This window comes from Xanthomonas sp. NCPPB 2866 (genome assembly GCF_041475745.2).
In the GTDB taxonomy this organism is placed as follows: domain Bacteria; phylum Pseudomonadota; class Gammaproteobacteria; order Xanthomonadales; family Xanthomonadaceae; genus Xanthomonas; species Xanthomonas arboricola.
The window spans coordinates 73,936-90,330 of sequence record NZ_CM192975.1; the positions used below are offsets into that span (position 1 = coordinate 73,936).

The 16,395-nt window shown below is 59.5% G+C and carries 17 protein-coding genes; 11 read left to right on the top strand and 6 right to left on the bottom strand.

The window, feature by feature from the left end:
- Positions 1-463: 463 nt before the first annotated feature.
- The 8 genes from ACCQ04_RS00295 (at position 464) to ACCQ04_RS00330 (ending at position 7,807) form a co-directional block, all read left to right on the top strand.
- Positions 464-964, top strand: coding sequence for a restriction endonuclease (locus ACCQ04_RS00295; RefSeq protein ID WP_226428000.1), 501 nt, complete (start codon positions 464-466; stop codon positions 962-964).
- A gap of 37 nt (positions 965-1,001) precedes the next feature.
- On the top strand, positions 1,002-2,771 hold the full coding sequence (locus ACCQ04_RS00300) for a cytidine/deoxycytidylate deaminase family protein (RefSeq protein ID WP_226428001.1): 1,770 nt from the start codon (positions 1,002-1,004) through the stop codon (positions 2,769-2,771).
- 509 nt (positions 2,772-3,280) lie between these two features.
- Positions 3,281-4,399 carry a reverse transcriptase family protein gene (locus ACCQ04_RS00305; protein WP_181097817.1) on the top strand — a complete coding sequence of 373 codons (1,119 nt, stop codon included), beginning with the start codon at positions 3,281-3,283 and terminating at the stop codon, positions 4,397-4,399.
- Positions 4,374-5,138 carry a retron Ec48 family effector membrane protein gene (locus ACCQ04_RS00310; RefSeq protein ID WP_146091151.1) on the top strand — a complete coding sequence of 255 codons (765 nt, stop codon included), beginning with the start codon at positions 4,374-4,376 and terminating at the stop codon, positions 5,136-5,138. Before ACCQ04_RS00305 ends, ACCQ04_RS00310 begins: the two co-directional genes overlap by 26 nt.
- Before the next feature lie 577 nt (positions 5,139-5,715).
- On the top strand, positions 5,716-6,069 hold the full coding sequence (locus tag ACCQ04_RS00315; RefSeq protein WP_102255320.1) for a SymE family type I addiction module toxin: 354 nt from the start codon (positions 5,716-5,718) through the stop codon (positions 6,067-6,069).
- Between the two features lie 60 nt (positions 6,070-6,129).
- A complete protein-coding gene (locus tag ACCQ04_RS00320) occupies positions 6,130-6,867 on the top strand; it encodes an RNA polymerase sigma factor (RefSeq protein ID WP_226428003.1) in 738 nt (245 codons plus the stop codon).
- 110 nt (positions 6,868-6,977) lie between these two features.
- Positions 6,978-7,244, top strand: a complete 267-nt coding sequence (locus ACCQ04_RS00325; protein WP_226428004.1) for a hypothetical protein — start codon at positions 6,978-6,980, stop codon at positions 7,242-7,244.
- A gap of 263 nt (positions 7,245-7,507) precedes the next feature.
- Positions 7,508-7,807, top strand: a complete 300-nt coding sequence (locus ACCQ04_RS00330) for a DUF705 domain-containing protein (RefSeq protein ID WP_226428005.1) — start codon at positions 7,508-7,510, stop codon at positions 7,805-7,807.
- Positions 7,808-7,944: 137 nt separating this feature from the next.
- On the opposite strand, the gene ACCQ04_RS00335 is transcribed toward ACCQ04_RS00330, so the two are convergent.
- Positions 7,945-8,352, bottom strand: a complete 408-nt coding sequence (locus ACCQ04_RS00335; RefSeq protein ID WP_226428006.1) for a DoxX family protein — start codon at positions 8,350-8,352, stop codon at positions 7,945-7,947.
- Between the two features lie 92 nt (positions 8,353-8,444).
- On the opposite strand from ACCQ04_RS00335, the gene ACCQ04_RS00340 reads away from it, so the two are divergent.
- Positions 8,445-8,822, top strand: coding sequence for a winged helix-turn-helix transcriptional regulator (locus tag ACCQ04_RS00340; protein ID WP_065033249.1), 378 nt, complete (start codon positions 8,445-8,447; stop codon positions 8,820-8,822).
- A gap of 264 nt (positions 8,823-9,086) precedes the next feature.
- On the opposite strand, the gene ACCQ04_RS00345 is transcribed toward ACCQ04_RS00340, so the two are convergent.
- On the bottom strand, positions 9,087-9,266 hold the full coding sequence (locus ACCQ04_RS00345; protein ID WP_016902944.1) for a CsbD family protein: 180 nt from the start codon (positions 9,264-9,266) through the stop codon (positions 9,087-9,089).
- A gap of 167 nt (positions 9,267-9,433) precedes the next feature.
- Here ACCQ04_RS00345 and ACCQ04_RS00350 point away from each other — a divergent pair, with 167 nt between their 5' ends.
- A complete protein-coding gene (locus tag ACCQ04_RS00350; RefSeq protein WP_255618947.1) occupies positions 9,434-11,722 on the top strand; it encodes an ATP-binding protein in 2,289 nt (762 codons plus the stop codon).
- 68 nt (positions 11,723-11,790) lie between these two features.
- Here the strand turns inward: ACCQ04_RS00350 and ACCQ04_RS00355 are convergent, their stop codons facing one another.
- From ACCQ04_RS00355 to ACCQ04_RS00370, 4 genes are all read right to left on the bottom strand, one after another.
- A complete protein-coding gene (locus ACCQ04_RS00355; protein WP_226428008.1) occupies positions 11,791-12,951 on the bottom strand; it encodes an HDOD domain-containing protein in 1,161 nt (386 codons plus the stop codon).
- Positions 12,952-13,340: 389 nt separating this feature from the next.
- Entirely contained in the window at positions 13,341-13,652 is a 312-nt protein-coding gene (locus tag ACCQ04_RS00360) for a protealysin inhibitor emfourin (protein WP_026064425.1), read from the bottom strand.
- On the bottom strand, positions 13,649-14,719 hold the full coding sequence (locus tag ACCQ04_RS00365) for a M4 family metallopeptidase (protein WP_226428009.1): 1,071 nt from the start codon (positions 14,717-14,719) through the stop codon (positions 13,649-13,651). Before ACCQ04_RS00365 ends, ACCQ04_RS00360 begins: the two co-directional genes overlap by 4 nt.
- Before the next feature lie 110 nt (positions 14,720-14,829).
- The gene (locus ACCQ04_RS00370; protein ID WP_226428010.1) at positions 14,830-15,486 is read right to left on the bottom strand and encodes an SDR family oxidoreductase; all 657 of its coding nucleotides are present in this window, start codon (positions 15,484-15,486) and stop codon (positions 14,830-14,832) included.
- 322 nt (positions 15,487-15,808) lie between these two features.
- Between ACCQ04_RS00370 and ACCQ04_RS00375 the strand changes: the two genes are divergently transcribed.
- Positions 15,809-16,267: an NUDIX hydrolase gene (locus tag ACCQ04_RS00375; protein ID WP_226428011.1), complete on the top strand. Its 459-nt coding sequence runs from the start codon at positions 15,809-15,811 to the stop codon at positions 16,265-16,267.
- The last annotated feature ends 128 nt before the right edge of the window (positions 16,268-16,395 follow it).

Here is a 16,395-nt window from a genome sequence, read left to right on the forward strand (position 1 = left end):
TGCAGTATCTGCCGTCTCGCGCGCTGCAACCAGACTTGTGCCGCCAACATAATCGGCCTAGTTTCGTCTCGCCACCACTGGGGTGGCGAGGAGGTCACACGCATGGCGACCAACTAGAAAACCGGCCCCAAAGCGGCCAAGGCCGCAAGCAAGGTCTTGCGTAGCGGCAGCACCGGCAAGGATTCAAAAACAGCGGCCGCGTCCGCTTTGAGTCAAACGCCGGACAAGAACGGCAAAAAGAAATAAGCGAGCGCTGCAGTAAATGAGTAGGGACGTTCGCACAAAGGCGAGCGTCTCTAGTCATGCAATTTAGTGCGTGCAATCACAGCGGATGACACCTCTGATACAAAATGTCGGGTACCTGCTGACAAAACTGCTACACAACGGTAGTGTGCAGGTTGGAACGGGGGTTTCATGCATGGGATGCAAACGGGGAAGTACCGAATTTACGGCTTTGCGGTCAGTGGCATGGTCGCTTGGGCTCGCTGCGGGGGTTGGCGATTTTTTCGCCATACGTACCGGCGTGCCGTGGCTGCTATCGCATCAGAGCAGCCTAATCGCCCGAGGTTTCAATCAAGGCATCAGTGCAGCGCTCGCACCCATTGCATGGATATTGCTGGGCATGTGCTGGCTTGCAGTGTTCGCATCATTTATCGGTAGCTACAAGGCTCGCAAGTTACTTAACACCCGCGCTACGTCGGAGAGTCTGGCCGCAAACGGCTCGCGCCAGTTCGAATTGCTGGTGGGAGAAAGCTTTTGCCAAGGTTATGCCGTGGAAGAACCCTGCCTGAGCGGCACCGATAGCAGCATTGACCTGACTTTGCGTAAAGACGTCCACCACATCGTAGTGCAATGCAAACAATGGAAACATCAGCAAATGGGTGTCAGTGTGGCGATTGAGACCTATTGGTTGCTAACGCACTACAACGCCGATGCCACGCAAACCATTTGGGTTGGCATTTAAAAGACGCTGAGCGGTTTCCGCATCGAAGGAAAAATTCATGAGCGATGTTTTGCCAGGGTTGGAAGAACAGCCAAGCGCGAAAGACGGAATTGAGCTTGCATATAAAGAGCATCAGGATCTCCTTATCTTTGCTCTAACTGGTAGAACGGGCAGTGGTTGCACTACCGCCGCTGACTTGCTATCAAAAAATTTTAATGAGAATTTATCTGCTCATTTCAAGACAAGCGGGCCTGATGCGAGAAAACAGGAAATAATTACCAATTATGTTTCCCAAAACTGGGAGCCATTTTCAAAAATAACTGTTTCATCGCTGCTCCTAACCTTTCTGGCGGGACAGGATGGCGACGCCCCAAAGTCCGAGTGTGAAACAAATGCAGATGAATCCACTTTCTTCAAAAAACTTAGCAATATCAGCAATATTTTATTGAAAGTAAAAAATGATGCAAAAGATCTTTTATTAGCACTTGACGAACCTAGTCCGATTTTCTATTCAAAAGACTGGGCTTCCTCGGCACAGATAAAACAGCAATTGACGCAGCTGCTACCCGAGTTGCTAATACAAGTGAAAACGGCACTAGGGGAGCAATACAACTCTTTTCTCCAAGAAGTGGGCGATAACCTCCGTAAATCGGGAAATGCATACAAAAAAGAAATAAACTCCGAAATGTTGTTCGCGCTTCCACACCGAATTACTCGCGCAATTGAGTGTATACGCGAAGTAGATAAAAAGTTCAGTCGTAAAACACGAATAGTGATTGACGCAATTCGTAACCCTCTGGAGTTGGTCTATATCAAAGACAGGTACTCGCCTCTATACGTAGTTGCAGTAACTGCCGATGAGGCTGAGCGGCAAAGGAGGCTCTTGTCAAATAATTACACGGCATCTTCCATTGCCGCAATAGATGAAAGAGAGCACCCGGTAAAGCACAATCCATATGCTAGTTATGAGTCTCTTATAACGCAAGATATACAAAGTTGTCTGCAGAAATCGGACATTTTTATAAGCAACCCTGGTGATTTACGACGGTCTGATAATGCAGAAAGCTATGAAAAGGGAAATCTCTACGGCCAGCTCCTGAGGTATTACGCGCTAGCACTGCGCCCAGGACTCGTTACGCCCACGAAAGATGAGAGGTGTATGCAGGTTGCATTTATCGCTAAAGCAAACAGTGGATGTATCTCTCGGCAAGTCGGGGCTGCCATAACGGACGAAAACTTTGCCGTAAAAGCTATAGGCTGGAACGATGTGCCGCGTGGACAAGTGCCATGTTCGCTAAGAAATGTGGACGATCTTATTCTTGCTAAAGATGAAGAGGCATATAGCGACTATGAGCGCAGCGAAGGCCTGCTTCGCTCTCATATAGTCGAGAAACATAAAGAGCGAGAAGTCTTGGAGACAAAAGGAATACCATGTTCCTATTGTTTCAAAGATGCGGCTAATCAGTCGATCTTTAAAAAAGACGGACGAAATGGCACTAATCAGGTTCATACTAGATCTTTGCATGCTGAGGAAAATGCGTTTCTTCAACTAACTCATGGTGGCCCATCTGTTAAAGGAGGGAGTCTGTTTACCACGGCCAGTCCTTGTGAGCTATGCTCGAAAAAAGCCTATCAACTCGGAGTTAGTGAAATTATTTACATTGACCCGTATCCAGGAATATCAATCCCTCACATAATATCTACTGGAAAGTTTAGTGCTAGGCCGGGACTCAGGTTGTTCAGTGGAGCTGTTGGGAAGGCATACCACAGGTTGTACGAACCAATGATTCCAATAAAAGACGAAATAGCTGCATGGCTAGGCTTGTAGATATCGAGAACCAATATGCTTAATTTTGGTAAACTTTTGTAGTGGAAGCTGCTACTACGTTTGGTGAATTTCAGCATGTACGATTAACAAAATCACCGTTTTTCAAAATCCTAACGAGTAAGCGAGCTCATCAAATTTGGTCAAGATTTTTGTTGAAATTTTAGTTCTAAAGCGCTAAAATCAAAGCTAGCCTGAGCGAACCGCTCAGCCGTATCAGCAGGTTTTCAAAATCCAGTTAGCATTGCTCGCCTGAGCGCATCAAAGCACTGCTTTGAGCATTTCGGAGGCTTCAGTCTCCCGCCCTCCTTTCCGGAGAAGCGCGTGTTATCAGGTCCAGGGTTGATGAGGTGGTTGAAGCTAACTGGCAATCTGCTAAAAGCGGCACCTTGTCAACAGCCCTTTAGCATGTGGTGGACTGGACCTGAGTTCCACGAATGGAATCAAGAAAATTATCTTCAGTTAATGGTACGGCCGGCCCGATAACGCGAATTCGGGACTTGGCGAGAATCTTGGATGTTCCCATCTCTGATTTTAGAGCTGCCTTGTTGCTTTCAGAAGAAGAGCGTTTTCGGCTCTTGCCTGATAAGAAAAAAGCAGATGGCACTGATAGGATTGTTTACAATCCCGATCCATTGATCAGAAAAATTCAGAGAAGGTTTTTAACAAGAATTCTTAGTAGGCCTAGTGCGGTAAAATGGCCAGAGTTTTTGTTTGGATCTATTCCAAATCATTCATTCAATGGTATTGATGTCTCCCGTGATTATGTTGCATGCGCCGCGAGGCATTGCGGTTCAAAAAGTCTTTTGAAACTCGATATTAAGTCTTTTTTTGAGAATGTTCATTCAGATTTAGTTCTCGAAATATTCCGTGGGGTTTTCTCCTATGGAGACTTAGTAAGCCGTGTTCTGACCCGAATTTGCACTCACAAGGGTGGATTGCCGCAAGGCGGCATAGTTTCTAGTTATCTTGCTATGCTTTGCCTACATGATGTCGAAGCTAGAGTAGTAGAGCGTCTTAGACAAAAAAGACTCACTTACACTCGTTATGTTGATGATATAACTGTGTCAAGTAAATCTTCTAATCAGGATTTCGATTTCTCGAAACGGATTATCGAGGAAATGCTCCTATCTAAGAACCTTCCGCTCAACTATAAAAAAGTGCTAGTCAGCAGAGTGTCAACTACGGCATTGACCGTTCACGGATTACGTGTCGGGTTCAAAGAGCCGAGGCTTCCTGCAGACGAGGTAAAACGAATTCGAGCATCTGTGAAATATCTGGAAATACTGTACGTGGACGGTGATTACAAATATACGTCTTCATACCGAAAAAACTTCAATAAATGTATGGGGCGAGTCAACAAACTTAAAAGAGTTGGCCACAGCCAGCACGGTCAATTGAAATCACGAATAATTCGTCTAATGCCAAAAGCTTCGAGGTCTGATCTGGCCAGAGTATTTAAGATATCAAAGCGGTTGCAAAGCGATTATTTAGAGAAAAAAGATACGTTTGGTTTTTACAAGAGGTTTCACATCTTGGCAGAGCGACTTAATCTTGTCGCCAGAACTCATCCAGGTATAGCGCGTTTAATAAGACGGAGGCTTCGTGAAATTAAGCCGACTTTTGAATAAATTAAAGATAACGACCGGGGTGCAGAACTTTGTTCGTAATTCAGGTCTTTCAGCATTGCTTGGTTTAATTGCTTTAATTTTTATCGTCGGATGTATTATTTTTACGTTCTCATACTTCGCAACTGCTCGCGAATCAGCTGCCTTTGACAAGGCGATTTGCCTGAGTTCTGCTTGCTTAGGTGAATTCACAAAAACATTCAAAAATACTCTTCGGCTGGCGGGGTTGTTCGCTGCTTGCATCACCTGGGTATTAACAATTGGTGGCGTATTGATAGCGTTGCTTAACTATTTAAATAGTAGTGCTTCAACCGCTCTTGGAAATCATGTGTCTCATAGCAAAATATTTTATGAATACTTGAGTTGGGAGATCGCAAAGCGTCCCAAAATAAATGCCCAAAGCATCGATATTTTTGGCATCTATGCAATGATTTTCCATCGATCAAGATATGGCGAAATGACCATATCAAATGACTACATAAAAAACGTAAAGGTTGTTGTAGAGTGTTTGAGAGAATCTAATAAAAGTTATGTTAGTAGCAAGGGAGAGGGATTTCGATTTTCTGACCACCAATCTAGATTCATTGCGGCGTCTGGACGCTTAGGAATAACTGTCGCTGCCATGCCTAGAATTGACTTCTTTGAAGTGGAGGGGGAAATATTGTCATTATTAAAATCGATTAATATCGTATTCTGTCAGGTTGGCAGTATTGACGAATTTCCTGAGAGGGTTTATAGGTAAAAGTAAAATTTTATCTAACCCAGCACGGCGAATTTTTACGTGATGAAAATTTACTCGCAGCGTATTACTTACTATAGGGGGGGTAATTGCAGTGCCGAGGCTCAATCTCAAATTCTTCGTTGCGCTGCGCGTCCGTTGAGTTATTTTTGTAACCGATGCATCGCAAGCAAACTTTACTTGTCAGTATCAACAATATCAGCATCAGCTCATGTTATCCAATCGGCTTGTTGTCCTTCCCTACCCACAGTGCGGCGCTTTTAGAAGCCGCATTAAATAGCTTTCAAATAATAATATCGCGGTCGCCTGCCTTACAGTTGACAAGCTTCCTGACACGTAGCAATCTCTCCTCAAGGAGCGTAGAAACTCCTCAGACAGCGGTACCCACCTCCGAAAGACCGGTGGGTTTTTTGTGCCTGCATTTTTTGTGCAGACACAACCGACGCGATGCCTGCGTCGGGAGGGCGGCTAATACAACACCCTTCGGGGGAATACGCCCGCCGTCTGTCTGCGGTTTCTAACCTCCCGACATCCCGTCGCCGCCCGGCGGCGGGGCCTGTTCGTCAAGGAGGGCTTTGCCATGCGTCGGTCCACGTCCAGTCCCAAGCCATCGCGCAAGCGCGCCACGGTACCACCGCCTACCGAAGTCGTCTGGCGTTCGCTGGATCCCTCGATCCAGCCGCGGCGCTACCTCGAGCGCACGCCCGTCCCCGAACCTCGCGCCGAACCCCGCACACCACGGCGGCCCGGCCGCCCACGTGCGCCGCAGCAGTGCACCGTCGGCTATGGGTACTATCCCGACAGTCACCAGCGCATTCCCACCCTGCGCCTGCGCGGCCGCTGGCTGGAACAATTGGGCTTTGCCATCGGCAGCAAGCTGCACATCCGCCAGCGCGATGGCGAGTTGGTCATCAGCGTTGTAGACCCTCGCTGATCACGCCGCAGCGCATATGCGCACCGCATGTGCCCGGCCCGTTGCTGGAGACGTCGCATGATGAGTGAGGGCATGACCGGCGCGTCGCGTGCAGACCGCCACGGTGTCATCGGCCAGGCGGTCGCGGCACGCGCGCACGCCGCAAGTGGGGTGACGGTTGATCGATACGGCAGCCGCCCCTGGCGCCACCGCAGCGCCTACGCCGTGCGCGAGCTGCCGGCTCGCGCGCCCGTGGTGGGCACCTACGCGCTCGGCCGCGTCACCACGCGCTGGCAGGTGCGCGAGGAGCGCGCGCCAGCCAGGGAGCGCTTCGACCAGGCCGTGGTGCAGCTGCAGGCGGAGCTGCTCACCTACATGCGGCGGCGCCTGCGCGACCCGCACACCGCCGCCGACCTCGCCCAGGAAGCGCTGCTGCGCCTGCTGGGCTACCGCGACACGCCAGACATCCACAGCTACAAGCTGCTGCTGTACCGCATTGCCCACAACGTGGTGCTGGAGCATTGGCGCACGCGCCACCGCAGGCACGCCTCCCGCCATGTGCCGCTGGAGGGCAGCGAACCGCTTGCCGCCACCGGCACGGCGGTGGACCAGCTGGTGGACGCCCGCCGCACCCTGCAGCACCTGCACACCCACACGCTGCCCGCGCTGCCGCCCAAATGCCGCCAGGCCTTCATGCTCAACCGCTTCGACGGCCTCACCTACCCGGAAGTCGCCGCCGTCATGGGCATCTCGGTCAAGATGGTGGAAAAACACATCAGCCGCGCCCTGGCCGCCTGCCGCGCGGCGGTGGGCGAGTAACGCCAGGGCAATGCATCGCTCGGGTTGGCAATCACGGCCAGTCAAGGCCGTTCACCACCAGGAGCTAGAGTCTCTCCTGGTCCACTCAGGAATCCAACTCGCCGGACTTTATGGAAAATCTCTGCAAACCTCTTATCGCCGCTTTTGTCTTCCTGGAGTTTTCCGGCAATGACGTCGTTGATCCGGACTCGGCGGTTGCAGCGATGGAGGCGATGACAGCAGAGCTGCAATCTTCATCGGCAGAAGAAAAGGAGGCCCTCATTCGGACATGCGCGCAACAGGCAGCTGCGTTTCGCTCGGCCTCTCACGATGCGCGTATCGCACAGTTCATTGCAGACCTTTCGCAAGCCACAGGCTTGATCGAATACGATGGCTGATAGCTCAATTATTGAGGCTAATCCAGCGTCAGGCGAGGATGGTGTGACGCCGCATTCCGACCGTACACCAGTCGTTGGACGCCATGAGAGCTCTGTCACTCGCTAGCATCAGGCGTCAAAGCGCATCGACGGAAGTGAGAAAGATTGACGGTAGTCCATGACTCGGCAAGGATCCTAGCCATATTTGGAATTTCTTTTCGTGGGTCGCGTCATTTTATTTTTACCGACGCCGCTTCGCTCCTCGTTAAAACTCTAGGTACCCCATGAAACAACGTGTGGTGTTTGTAGATGTTGATGACACATTGGTTCGCACCTTCGGCACCAAACGCATTCCCATGCCGCCTGTCATCGCCCGCGTGCGGGAGTTGCACCAGCAAGGAGTAGCGCTTTACCTCTGGAGTTCCGGCGGAGCGGAGTATGCCCGCGACTCGGCAGTGGAGCTGGGCATCGAAAAGTGCTTCGAAGGCTTCTTGCCCAAGCCAGATGTTTACTTGGACGACCAGCCCGTTCATGAGTGGCGCTACTGCCAGCACGTGCTCCCAGGCAATGCGAGCGACGCATAACGAGGCATCAAACCAGCTGCTCGGACAGGTGCTACAGGCACTGTGCCCATTGCTGCAGCGGAATCGCAGTTGCATCTAGCGTGCTGGCAATTGGTGCGGCACAGCCGCCCAGCTGGCAGCGTCCACCCTGTGTCGCGTTACTGCAGCGTTGCGTGGATGGCCGCTGCAGTTGGTGCGTAGGGCGAGGGCGGCTGGCGCGCGGCGTTCTGCGTACCGAACGAAGCGAGCAGGAAGAGCAGCCCCAACACGGCCGGTACCGTGTCCTTGGGCTTGCGCACACCCAGATGCGCCATGCCCGACAACAGCAGGTGGTAGAACATGCCGGCGTAGGCCAGATCGCTCAACGCGGTGTTGAAGCGCCACACAATCGCCACCGGGCCCAGGATCTTGATGACGATCATCCAGGGCACCAGCAACGGTGCCGAATACCCCAGCTCGGCTTGCGCCTTGCGCACGAACTCGCCCCTGGCCAGATACATGCCGGCAGAGGCCAGGTACAACAGGCACAGCAGTGCGGTACTGATCCAGTAAATAGAAATGCTCATGGTGTTTGCCAGTCAATATTTAAATGCAACCGGCCATCAGAATGTCGCCTAAGATATCGATTGAAAAGTAGGATGAATCACCGGGGCTTAGTATGAAAAAGCAGACCATTGAGGACGGCGAGCGCAACATGCACGAACAGATGCGTCGCGCATTTGCGTTGCTGTCTGGCAAATGGAAGCTGGAAATCATGTGGCTGCTGAATCAGCGCGTGTATCGCTTCGGCGAGCTGCGCAAGGCCATCCCCGGCGTTACCCAGCACATGCTCACCGCGCAATTGCGCGAGCTGGAAGCAGATGGCCTGGTCACGCGCACCGTGTTTGCGCAGGTGCCACCGCGCGTGGAATACGCCATCACGCCGAAGGCGCGCGGACTGGGCCCAACGATGGAAGCGCTGACCGCGTGGTGGCAGCAACATGGCGACAGCGTTGCGAAGCGGCCCGCTGCACGCGGGCGCAAGGCCGGCGTTTAGGACGCAGCCCAGGGAGTGCGTTGTGCGCGTGCACATGGCTCGATCATCGTTGCGGCGACGTGCACACACTCCTGGCCGTCAGCCTGGTAAATCAAAAACCATTTCCAAACCCCACAACGCCAACGCCCCGATCATGTCGGGGCGTTGGTGCGATCTCTCGCCGAAGTGGAATCCACCGTCTACGTCGTGCGTGACGCCTGACGGCCAATCCACTGCTTCAGCGCGGCGGGCGTAATGCCTGCCTACGGTGCTGACCTGCCAGCGTTACTTGGCGGCGTCGCGCACTTTGTCGGCGACCTGGCCAGCCTTGTTCTGCACCTTGCCGACATTCTTTTCGGCAGCGCCTTCCAGCTCGGTGCTCTTGTCGCCGGTGACACGGCCAACGGTTTCCTTGATGGAACCCTTGACCTGCTTGGCGGTACCTTCGATACGGTTCTTGTCCACGGGGTGCCTCATACGGTTGGGGATGTTGCAACCCAGTCTGTACCCGCAGGACGTGAGTGCGACGTGGGCATGCCGTCATCCCCGCGTCAGCACGCCCAGCTGGCGCGCAGCGCCACCGCGGGGCACGCGCGCGTCTGCACGGCTTGCTGAGGTCGCTGCGTGCCACAATGCGCGCACTTTCCGCCAGGCAATGCCGTCACGTGAGCACACAGCGCCCCGCCATCGAGTCCGCCGGCCTGGAGTTTCTTGCGGGGGGCGGCGAGATGGGCGCGTTGATGCGCGCACACGACTGGGCCGCCACGCCGCTGGGCGCGCCGGAGACCTGGCCGCAGTCGCTGCGCTCGTCGTTGTCGGTGGTGCTCAACTCCACCCTGCTCGGTGCGGTGCTGTGGGGGCCGGAGCTGCGCCTGCTCTACAACGACGTGTACGTGCAATCGATGGGCGACCGTCATCCACAGGCGCTGGGCCAGCCGGTGACCGAGGTGTGGAAGGAAACCTACGCGCCCATCGCACAGGACTTCGCCCGGGTGATGCAAACCGGTGAGGGCTTCGGCCAGGGGGTCATCGCCTTGCCGATGCTGCGCAACGGCGTCAACGAGATGACCTACTGGAATGCCACCGCCTCGCCGATCCGCGGCGAAGACGGCAGCATCGTGGGGCTGATGAATATCGCCATCGAAACCACCGCGCAGGTGGCGGCCGACCGCAACCGCGACATCCAGCACGCGATGTTGAGCAACGAGAACACCCACCTGGTGCACGAGGTGGTCAACCGCACCAGCGAGCGCGATCGCGCGCTGGAGGCCGAAACCGTGGCGCGCCGCAATGCCGAGCGCGTGCAGTTGGCGCTGGCGGCCGGGGCGATCATCGGCACCTGGATCTGGGACCTGCCCACGGACGCGTTTTCGGTGGACGAGGCGTTTGCGCAGAACTTCGGCTTCGATCCGTCCACCAGCCGCACCGGCCTGTCGCTGGAGCAGGTGATCCAGACCGTGCACCCGGACGACCGCGAGGGGCTGCGCGTGGCCATTGGCGAAGCGCTCGCCCGTGGCGGTGCCTACGCGCACCAGTACCGGGTCAAGCGGCGCGACGGAAAGTACTACTGGCTGGAAGCCAATGGCCGGGTCGAAAAGGGCGCCGATGGCACGCCGCTGCGATTTCCCGGCGTGCTGCTGGACATCGAGGCGCGCCACGCACTGTCGGAAGAGCGCGACCGCGCGCTGGCGGCACTGCGCGAGCTGAGCGACACGCTGGAGCAGCGGGTCACCGAGCGCACGCGCGAGCTGATGACGGTGGAAGAGGCGCTGCGCCAATCGCAGAAGATGGAAGCGGTGGGGCAGCTCACCGGCGGGCTGGCGCACGACTTCAACAATCTATTGGCGGGCATTTCCGGCGCGCTGGAGCTGATGAGCCTGCGCATCGAGCAAGGCCGCCTCCGCGACCTGGAGCGCTACGTGGCCACCGCGCAAGGCGCCACCACGCGCGCGGCTGCGCTGACCCACCGGCTGCTGGCATTTGCGCGGCGGCAGACGCTGTTGCCCAAGCCGACCAACGTCAACCGGCTGGTGGTGGACATGCTGGAGCTGATCCAGCGCACGGTGGGCCCGGGGATCTGTGTGGAAAACCTTGCCGCGGCCGAGCTGTGGCTGGCCCTGGTGGATGCGCCGCAGCTGGAGAACGCGCTGCTCAACCTGTGCATCAACGCGCGCGATGCAATGCCCGACGGCGGGCGCCTGTGCGTGCAGACCAGTAACCGCCGGATCGACCGCGAGATGGGCCAGCAGCTGGGCATGCCGGAAGGCCACTACCTGTCGCTGTGCGTGAGCGATACCGGCACCGGCATGCCGCCGGACGTGGTGGCGCGCGCGTTCGATCCGTTCTTCACCACCAAGCCGATCGGCGAGGGCACCGGCCTGGGCCTGTCGATGATCTACGGGTTTGCCAAGCAATCCGGCGGGCAGGTGCGCATCCATTCGGAAGTGGGCAAGGGTTCGACGGTGTGCATCTACCTGCCGCGGCATGCCGGTGCCGACGACAGCAGCGACGGCGGTGCCGCCACGCTGGAACTGGCGCCCTCGCTGGCCGGCGAAACCGTGTTGATCGTCGATGACGAACCGTCCATCCGCCTGCTGTTCACCGAGGTGCTGGAAGAGCTGGGCTACACCGTGCTGGAAGCCGGCGACAGCGCCACCGGGCTGGGCATCCTGCAATCGCCGGCGCGCATCGACCTGCTGATCAGCGATGTGGGCCTGCCCGGCGGCATGAATGGCCGGCAGATGGCCGATGCGGCGCGCGTGGGCCGGCCTAGGCTCAAGGTGTTGTTCATCACCGGCTTTGCCGAACACGCGCAGTTGAACGACCGCCACCTGGAACCGGGCATGGCGGTGCTGGCCAAGCCCTTCAGCGTCAGCCTGCTGGCGGCGCGGGTCAAGGAGATGATTGCAAGCGAGTGCTGAGCGGTGGCGCTGCGCATGCGCCGGTCAGGGCGGGTGCGTGTGCCCGGCCTGCAGCGACCGGGCCGGCCTCACTCCACGCTGGCGGCGACCAGCCGTTGCCATAGCGCGGCATTGGCCGCGTGGTCCGGCTCCAGCGTGGACAGCACGCCCAGCGCATGCTCCTCCTGCTCGGCACCGTGGCGGGCGAGCATGGCCAGCGCGGCGGCCAGCCGGCCGTAACGCAGCGCCATGCCGAGCGAGCTGGTGAGCAGGGTGGTGTCGTGCTGGGGGCGTTGCTCGTCCAGGGCGGTGCCCAGCGCGGCGGGCAGGTCCCAGGTGGTGGCAATGGTCTTGGCGACGGCGGCGGTGTGGCGCTCGACCAGCGCGGCGGCCACTTCCAGGCTGTAGGGCAGGCTCGGGCGCTCGGCGTAGGCATCGCGCAGCACGCGCAGGATCACCACCGCGCCCAGGCCTTGCAGCAGGCCGGCCAGCTGCGCCGACAAGGTGTCGCCACCGCGCTCGCGCATGTAGGCGGCTGCGGCGGCGGCGGTCCGCAGGGCGTAGTCCCACACCGCCGCCGGCAGGCGCGCGTAGAGGCCGCCCTCCAGGCTCAGCACCGGCTGCATCACCGCGGCGGCGACGATCTGGCGCACGCCCTCGGTGCCGATATGCACCACGGCCCGCTCCAGGCTTTCCAGCGGGCCGCCCTGCGGGCGATACAGCGCGCTGTTGGCGATGCGCAGCAGGTTGGCGGCCAGCGCCGGGTCCTGCGCGATGATCGCGGCGATGCCACGGCCGGAAGCATCCGGGTCGTTGACCGCGCGCATCAGCTGCGGCAACAACTGCGGGCGGCGCGGCAACAGTTGCGGGCGCAGGTCCACGTGGTCGAGCGCAGCGCCCACCGCCGCCAGCACCGCGGCCTGGGCCGGGTCGGTCGGCAGGTGGCCGTCGGCCAGCGCCGGGGTGGACATCACCGCGGCATACATGCGGCGCAGCAGCGGCTGCATCGGTGGCGGCCCGGACGGCAGGGGCTGTGCTGCAGCGGCGGCATGCGCCTGGGCCTGCTGCGGCGCCCGCACCTGCTCAGCCACCGGCTGCGGCACGTGCGGCGCTGCTGCGGCATGGGTGACGGTGGCAGACGCGGCAGATGCAGCCGTGGTGCGCGCGCGCTGGCGCAGCAGCAGCCAGGCGACGACGCCGGCGAGTCCCAGGCCGGCAAGCAGTCCGGCAGCAAGCAGCAACACAATCACAAAGGTCCAGGAGTCGTCCGATCGGTGCAGCGACTATCCGCGAAGCCGGTGTTGACGGCAATGCAGGCGTGCGGCGGCGTGCGATGCCAATGGCGCCCGCCACATGCGCGCGCCAGGGCCGGATACCGGCAATGACCTGCTGCACTGCAGCGATGAGTGGGGTGTCTTCAAGTTGACTGCTGCGCTGCACGTGGCGCTAACGCCGCAGGCCGCACTATGCGTCACCAGCTGTGCAGCCCTAGAGCATCTAGGCAGCTTAAAGGGTGCAGGCATCCGCAGTTGGACCACTTTCGATACGAAGACACCGCGCACTGCGCGGTGTCTTCGTTTGTGGATGGCGATGGGCACGCGCGCGGCATCGCTTGCGGCGGCATCGCGGCACAGGCGCGCTACAGCGTGCCCTGTTTCCACAGCCGCACGATCGCGGCCGGTGCATGTTCCTCGGGGATGCGCAGCGGCTCGCTGGCACCGTCCCAGGCAATGCTGAAATAACGGCGGTCGCCGCCACCGGCCTGCGGGCGCGGCAGCGCATGCACCAGGCACTGGTCCAGCAAGGTGCGCAGCTGCAGGCGCTGCGCCTCGTCCAGGTCATCCATCACCAGCTGGCGTTCGCGCCGCATGGCGGGGAAGGCGGCCACCCCGCCTTCGCGTGCCAGCCGCAAGGTCACGCCTGCATCCACTGGCGGACGCTGTGGACTCATGCCAGCACGCCCACGTCGCGCCAGGCCTGTTGCACCGCGGTTGCCTCGGCACTGCCGGCACCGTAGTCCACACCGGCAATGCTGACGGTGAGCGCGGCAAAGGTGGCGAAATCCGCACCGGCGGCCAGGTTGCCGCCGCTGAGCGCGCGGTACCAGATGCGGCCGGTTTTCTCCCAGGCGTGGCCACCGATGGCCACGGCTGCGCGATAGAACGCGTGATTGGGAATGCCGGAGTTGTAGTGCACGCCGCCATCGTCCTCTTGTGTGTCGACGTAGCCGGCCATGCTGGCCGGTTGCGGATCCTTGCCCAGGGCCGGGTCATCGTACGCCGTGCCGGGCGCGCGCATCGAGCGCAGGCCAACGCCGTTGATGCCGGGCATCAACAAGCCGGCGCCGATGATCCAGTCCGCCTCGCTTGCCTGCTGCTGCAAGGAGTGCTGCTTGATCAACACGCCGAACACATCCGACAGCGACTCGTTCAAGGCACCGGACTGGCCCTGGTAGATCAGGTTGGCGGTGCGCTCGGTCACGCCGTGGGTCAGCTCGTGGCCCACCACGTCGATGGCGATGGTGAAGCGGTTGAAGACCTCGCCATCGCCATCGCCGAACACCATCTGCTCGCCGTTCCAGAAGGCGTTGTCGTAACCACGCTCGTAATGCACGGTGCCGATCAACGGCATGCCGTCGCCGTCGATGGAATTGCGCCCGTACACCGTCTGGAAGAAGTCGTGCGTGGCGCCGAGATAATCGTAGGCCTCGGTCACCGCCACATCGTCGGTGGCGGCAGCGCCCTCGGCACGCACCAGGGTGCCGGGCAGCGCGGTGCCTTGTTGGGCGTCGTAGATCTGCCGCTGCACGGCCTGCGTGGTGGGCGTGCTGGCAGCATCGGCGGCCAGCGCCTGGGCCCGTGCGAGCAGGCCGAGCGCGCGCTGCTGGCGCAGCTGCGCGGTGATCTGCCGCGACAGCAGCGCGCACTGGCGCGCATGCTCGGGCGCGGCCTGGGCCACATGGTCCAGCAGGTACGGCGGCAGGATGCCGGCACGGCGTGGCGTGACGAATGCAGACATAAGCGACCTCCACGATGGGCTGCGCCCGCGACTATGCCGAGGCCGGCTTTAGGAATTCGTTAGGCCGGTGCACGGTGCACCGCGCGCAGGCATCGCGATAGGCCTGGCGTTCATTCCAGCTGCGACAAGGCCTGCTGGATCGGCGTCTGCCCGTCGATGAAGCCCACCGTCTTGCCGATGGTGGCCGGCATGGCCAACGCTGCGGCGATGACCTGCGCCACGTTGGTGCGCGACACGCCGCCATCGGCATCGCTGCCCGGATCGCGGGTGATGCGGCCGCTTGGCGGCTCCTGCGTGAGCCGCCCCGGCCCCAGCACGGTCCAGTCCAGCGGGGTGGTGCGTAGCTGCGCATCGGCGGCGGCCTTGGCCTGCGCGTAGGCGAAGAAGCCATCGTCCGGGCCGATGCCGTGTTCCAGCCCGGCGCCGAGATAGGACACCATCACGTAACGGCGCACGCGTGCCTGCGCGGCGGCATGCATCGACCGGATCGCCGCATCGCGGTCCACCGCGTAGGTGCGCGCCGCATCGCCGCCACCGGCGCCGGCCGACCACACCACCGCATCGTGGCCGGCCAGTTGCGCGGCGATCGCATCGGTGTCGGCCTGTTCGATATCGAACACCTGCGGGGTGGCGCCGTCGGCAATCACATCGTCTGCGTGTGCAGGATTGCGAAACAGTGCGGTGACCGAGTGCCCACCGCGCACCAGCAACGGCGTCAGCAGACGCGCGACCTTGCCATGGCCACCGATCACGACGATACGCGACATTCCAACCTCCAAGACGGTGCGCCATGACGGCGCGGGCTGCACGCATCCTCGCCAACCTGGCGCTAAGGCAGCGTGGATAGGCGTGGAGAGGCGCTCCGTATGCGCATGCACTTGCAGGTGCGTGGATTCGATCCAGCGGGTGCTTGCTTGGTGCGGCGCCATAGTGATCGCCCTGCGCATCACGCGAGCAGGCGCGTGCGATGCACCGCATCGACTTGCGGCATCGCGCAGCCTTGCCGGCATCCTCGCCACCGGCATGCAGGGCGCAGATGCACCACCTGCCTGCCGCACATCTGGGACACTACGCGCCACAACATCCGGAATGCCTATGTCCAACTCAATCGATACCGACCGACGTCCACGCGTTGGCTGCGGCGCGTTTATCCGCCGCGCCGATGGCCGCCTGCTGCTGGTGCAGCGCGGGCGTGCACCTGAGCAAGGCCATTGGGGCCTGCCCGGCGGCAAGGTGGACTGGATGGAAACGGTGGAACACGCGGTGGTGCGCGAAGTGCTGGAAGAAACCGGCCTGCACGTGCAACTGCAAGGCGTGCTGTGCATCGTCAGCTACTTCGAGCCGGACCTGACGCCGCCGCAGCATTGGGTCGCGCCGGTGTATCTGGCCGCGATCCAGGGTAGCGAGCACGCCGAGCGCCGCGAGCCCGAGGCGATCGCCGACATCGGCTGGTTCGCACTGGACGCACTGCCGTCGCCACTGACCACCTCCACGCTGCAGGCGTTGCAGCATCTGCCACCAACGGCAGCGTCGACATCTGCCGTCTGAGCGCATGACTTCAGTGCATGCGTCGATGCACCGGCACACGCCGTGGCGGTGCCGGTGACCGCGATGTCGATGTCCGCCCGATGCAAGCAAACGCATCAACCTGCCTGCGATAGAGAACGCTAGCGCAC

Bases quoted from the DNA above. Each gene is read 5' to 3' on its own strand.
- ACCQ04_RS00300 (WP_226428001.1), top strand. From the start codon at position 1,002: ATGAGCGATGTTTTGCCAGGGTTGGAAGAACAGCCAAGCGCGAAAGAC.
- ACCQ04_RS00315 (WP_102255320.1), top strand. From the start codon at position 5,716: ATGCGTCGGTCCACGTCCAGTCCCAAGCCATCGCGCAAGCGCGCCACG.
- ACCQ04_RS00320 (WP_226428003.1), top strand. From the start codon at position 6,130: ATGAGTGAGGGCATGACCGGCGCGTCGCGTGCAGACCGCCACGGTGTC.
- ACCQ04_RS00325 (WP_226428004.1), top strand. From the start codon at position 6,978: ATGGAAAATCTCTGCAAACCTCTTATCGCCGCTTTTGTCTTCCTGGAG.
- ACCQ04_RS00330 (WP_226428005.1), top strand. From the start codon at position 7,508: ATGAAACAACGTGTGGTGTTTGTAGATGTTGATGACACATTGGTTCGC.
- ACCQ04_RS00335 (WP_226428006.1), bottom strand. From the start codon at position 8,352: ATGAGCATTTCTATTTACTGGATCAGTACCGCACTGCTGTGCCTGTTG.
- ACCQ04_RS00340 (WP_065033249.1), top strand. From the start codon at position 8,445: ATGAAAAAGCAGACCATTGAGGACGGCGAGCGCAACATGCACGAACAG.
- ACCQ04_RS00350 (WP_255618947.1), top strand. From the start codon at position 9,434: ATGCGCGCACTTTCCGCCAGGCAATGCCGTCACGTGAGCACACAGCGC.
- ACCQ04_RS00360 (WP_026064425.1), bottom strand. From the start codon at position 13,652: ATGAGTCCACAGCGTCCGCCAGTGGATGCAGGCGTGACCTTGCGGCTG.
- ACCQ04_RS00365 (WP_226428009.1), bottom strand. From the start codon at position 14,719: ATGTCTGCATTCGTCACGCCACGCCGTGCCGGCATCCTGCCGCCGTAC.
- ACCQ04_RS00370 (WP_226428010.1), bottom strand. From the start codon at position 15,486: ATGTCGCGTATCGTCGTGATCGGTGGCCATGGCAAGGTCGCGCGTCTG.
- ACCQ04_RS00375 (WP_226428011.1), top strand. From the start codon at position 15,809: ATGCCTATGTCCAACTCAATCGATACCGACCGACGTCCACGCGTTGGC.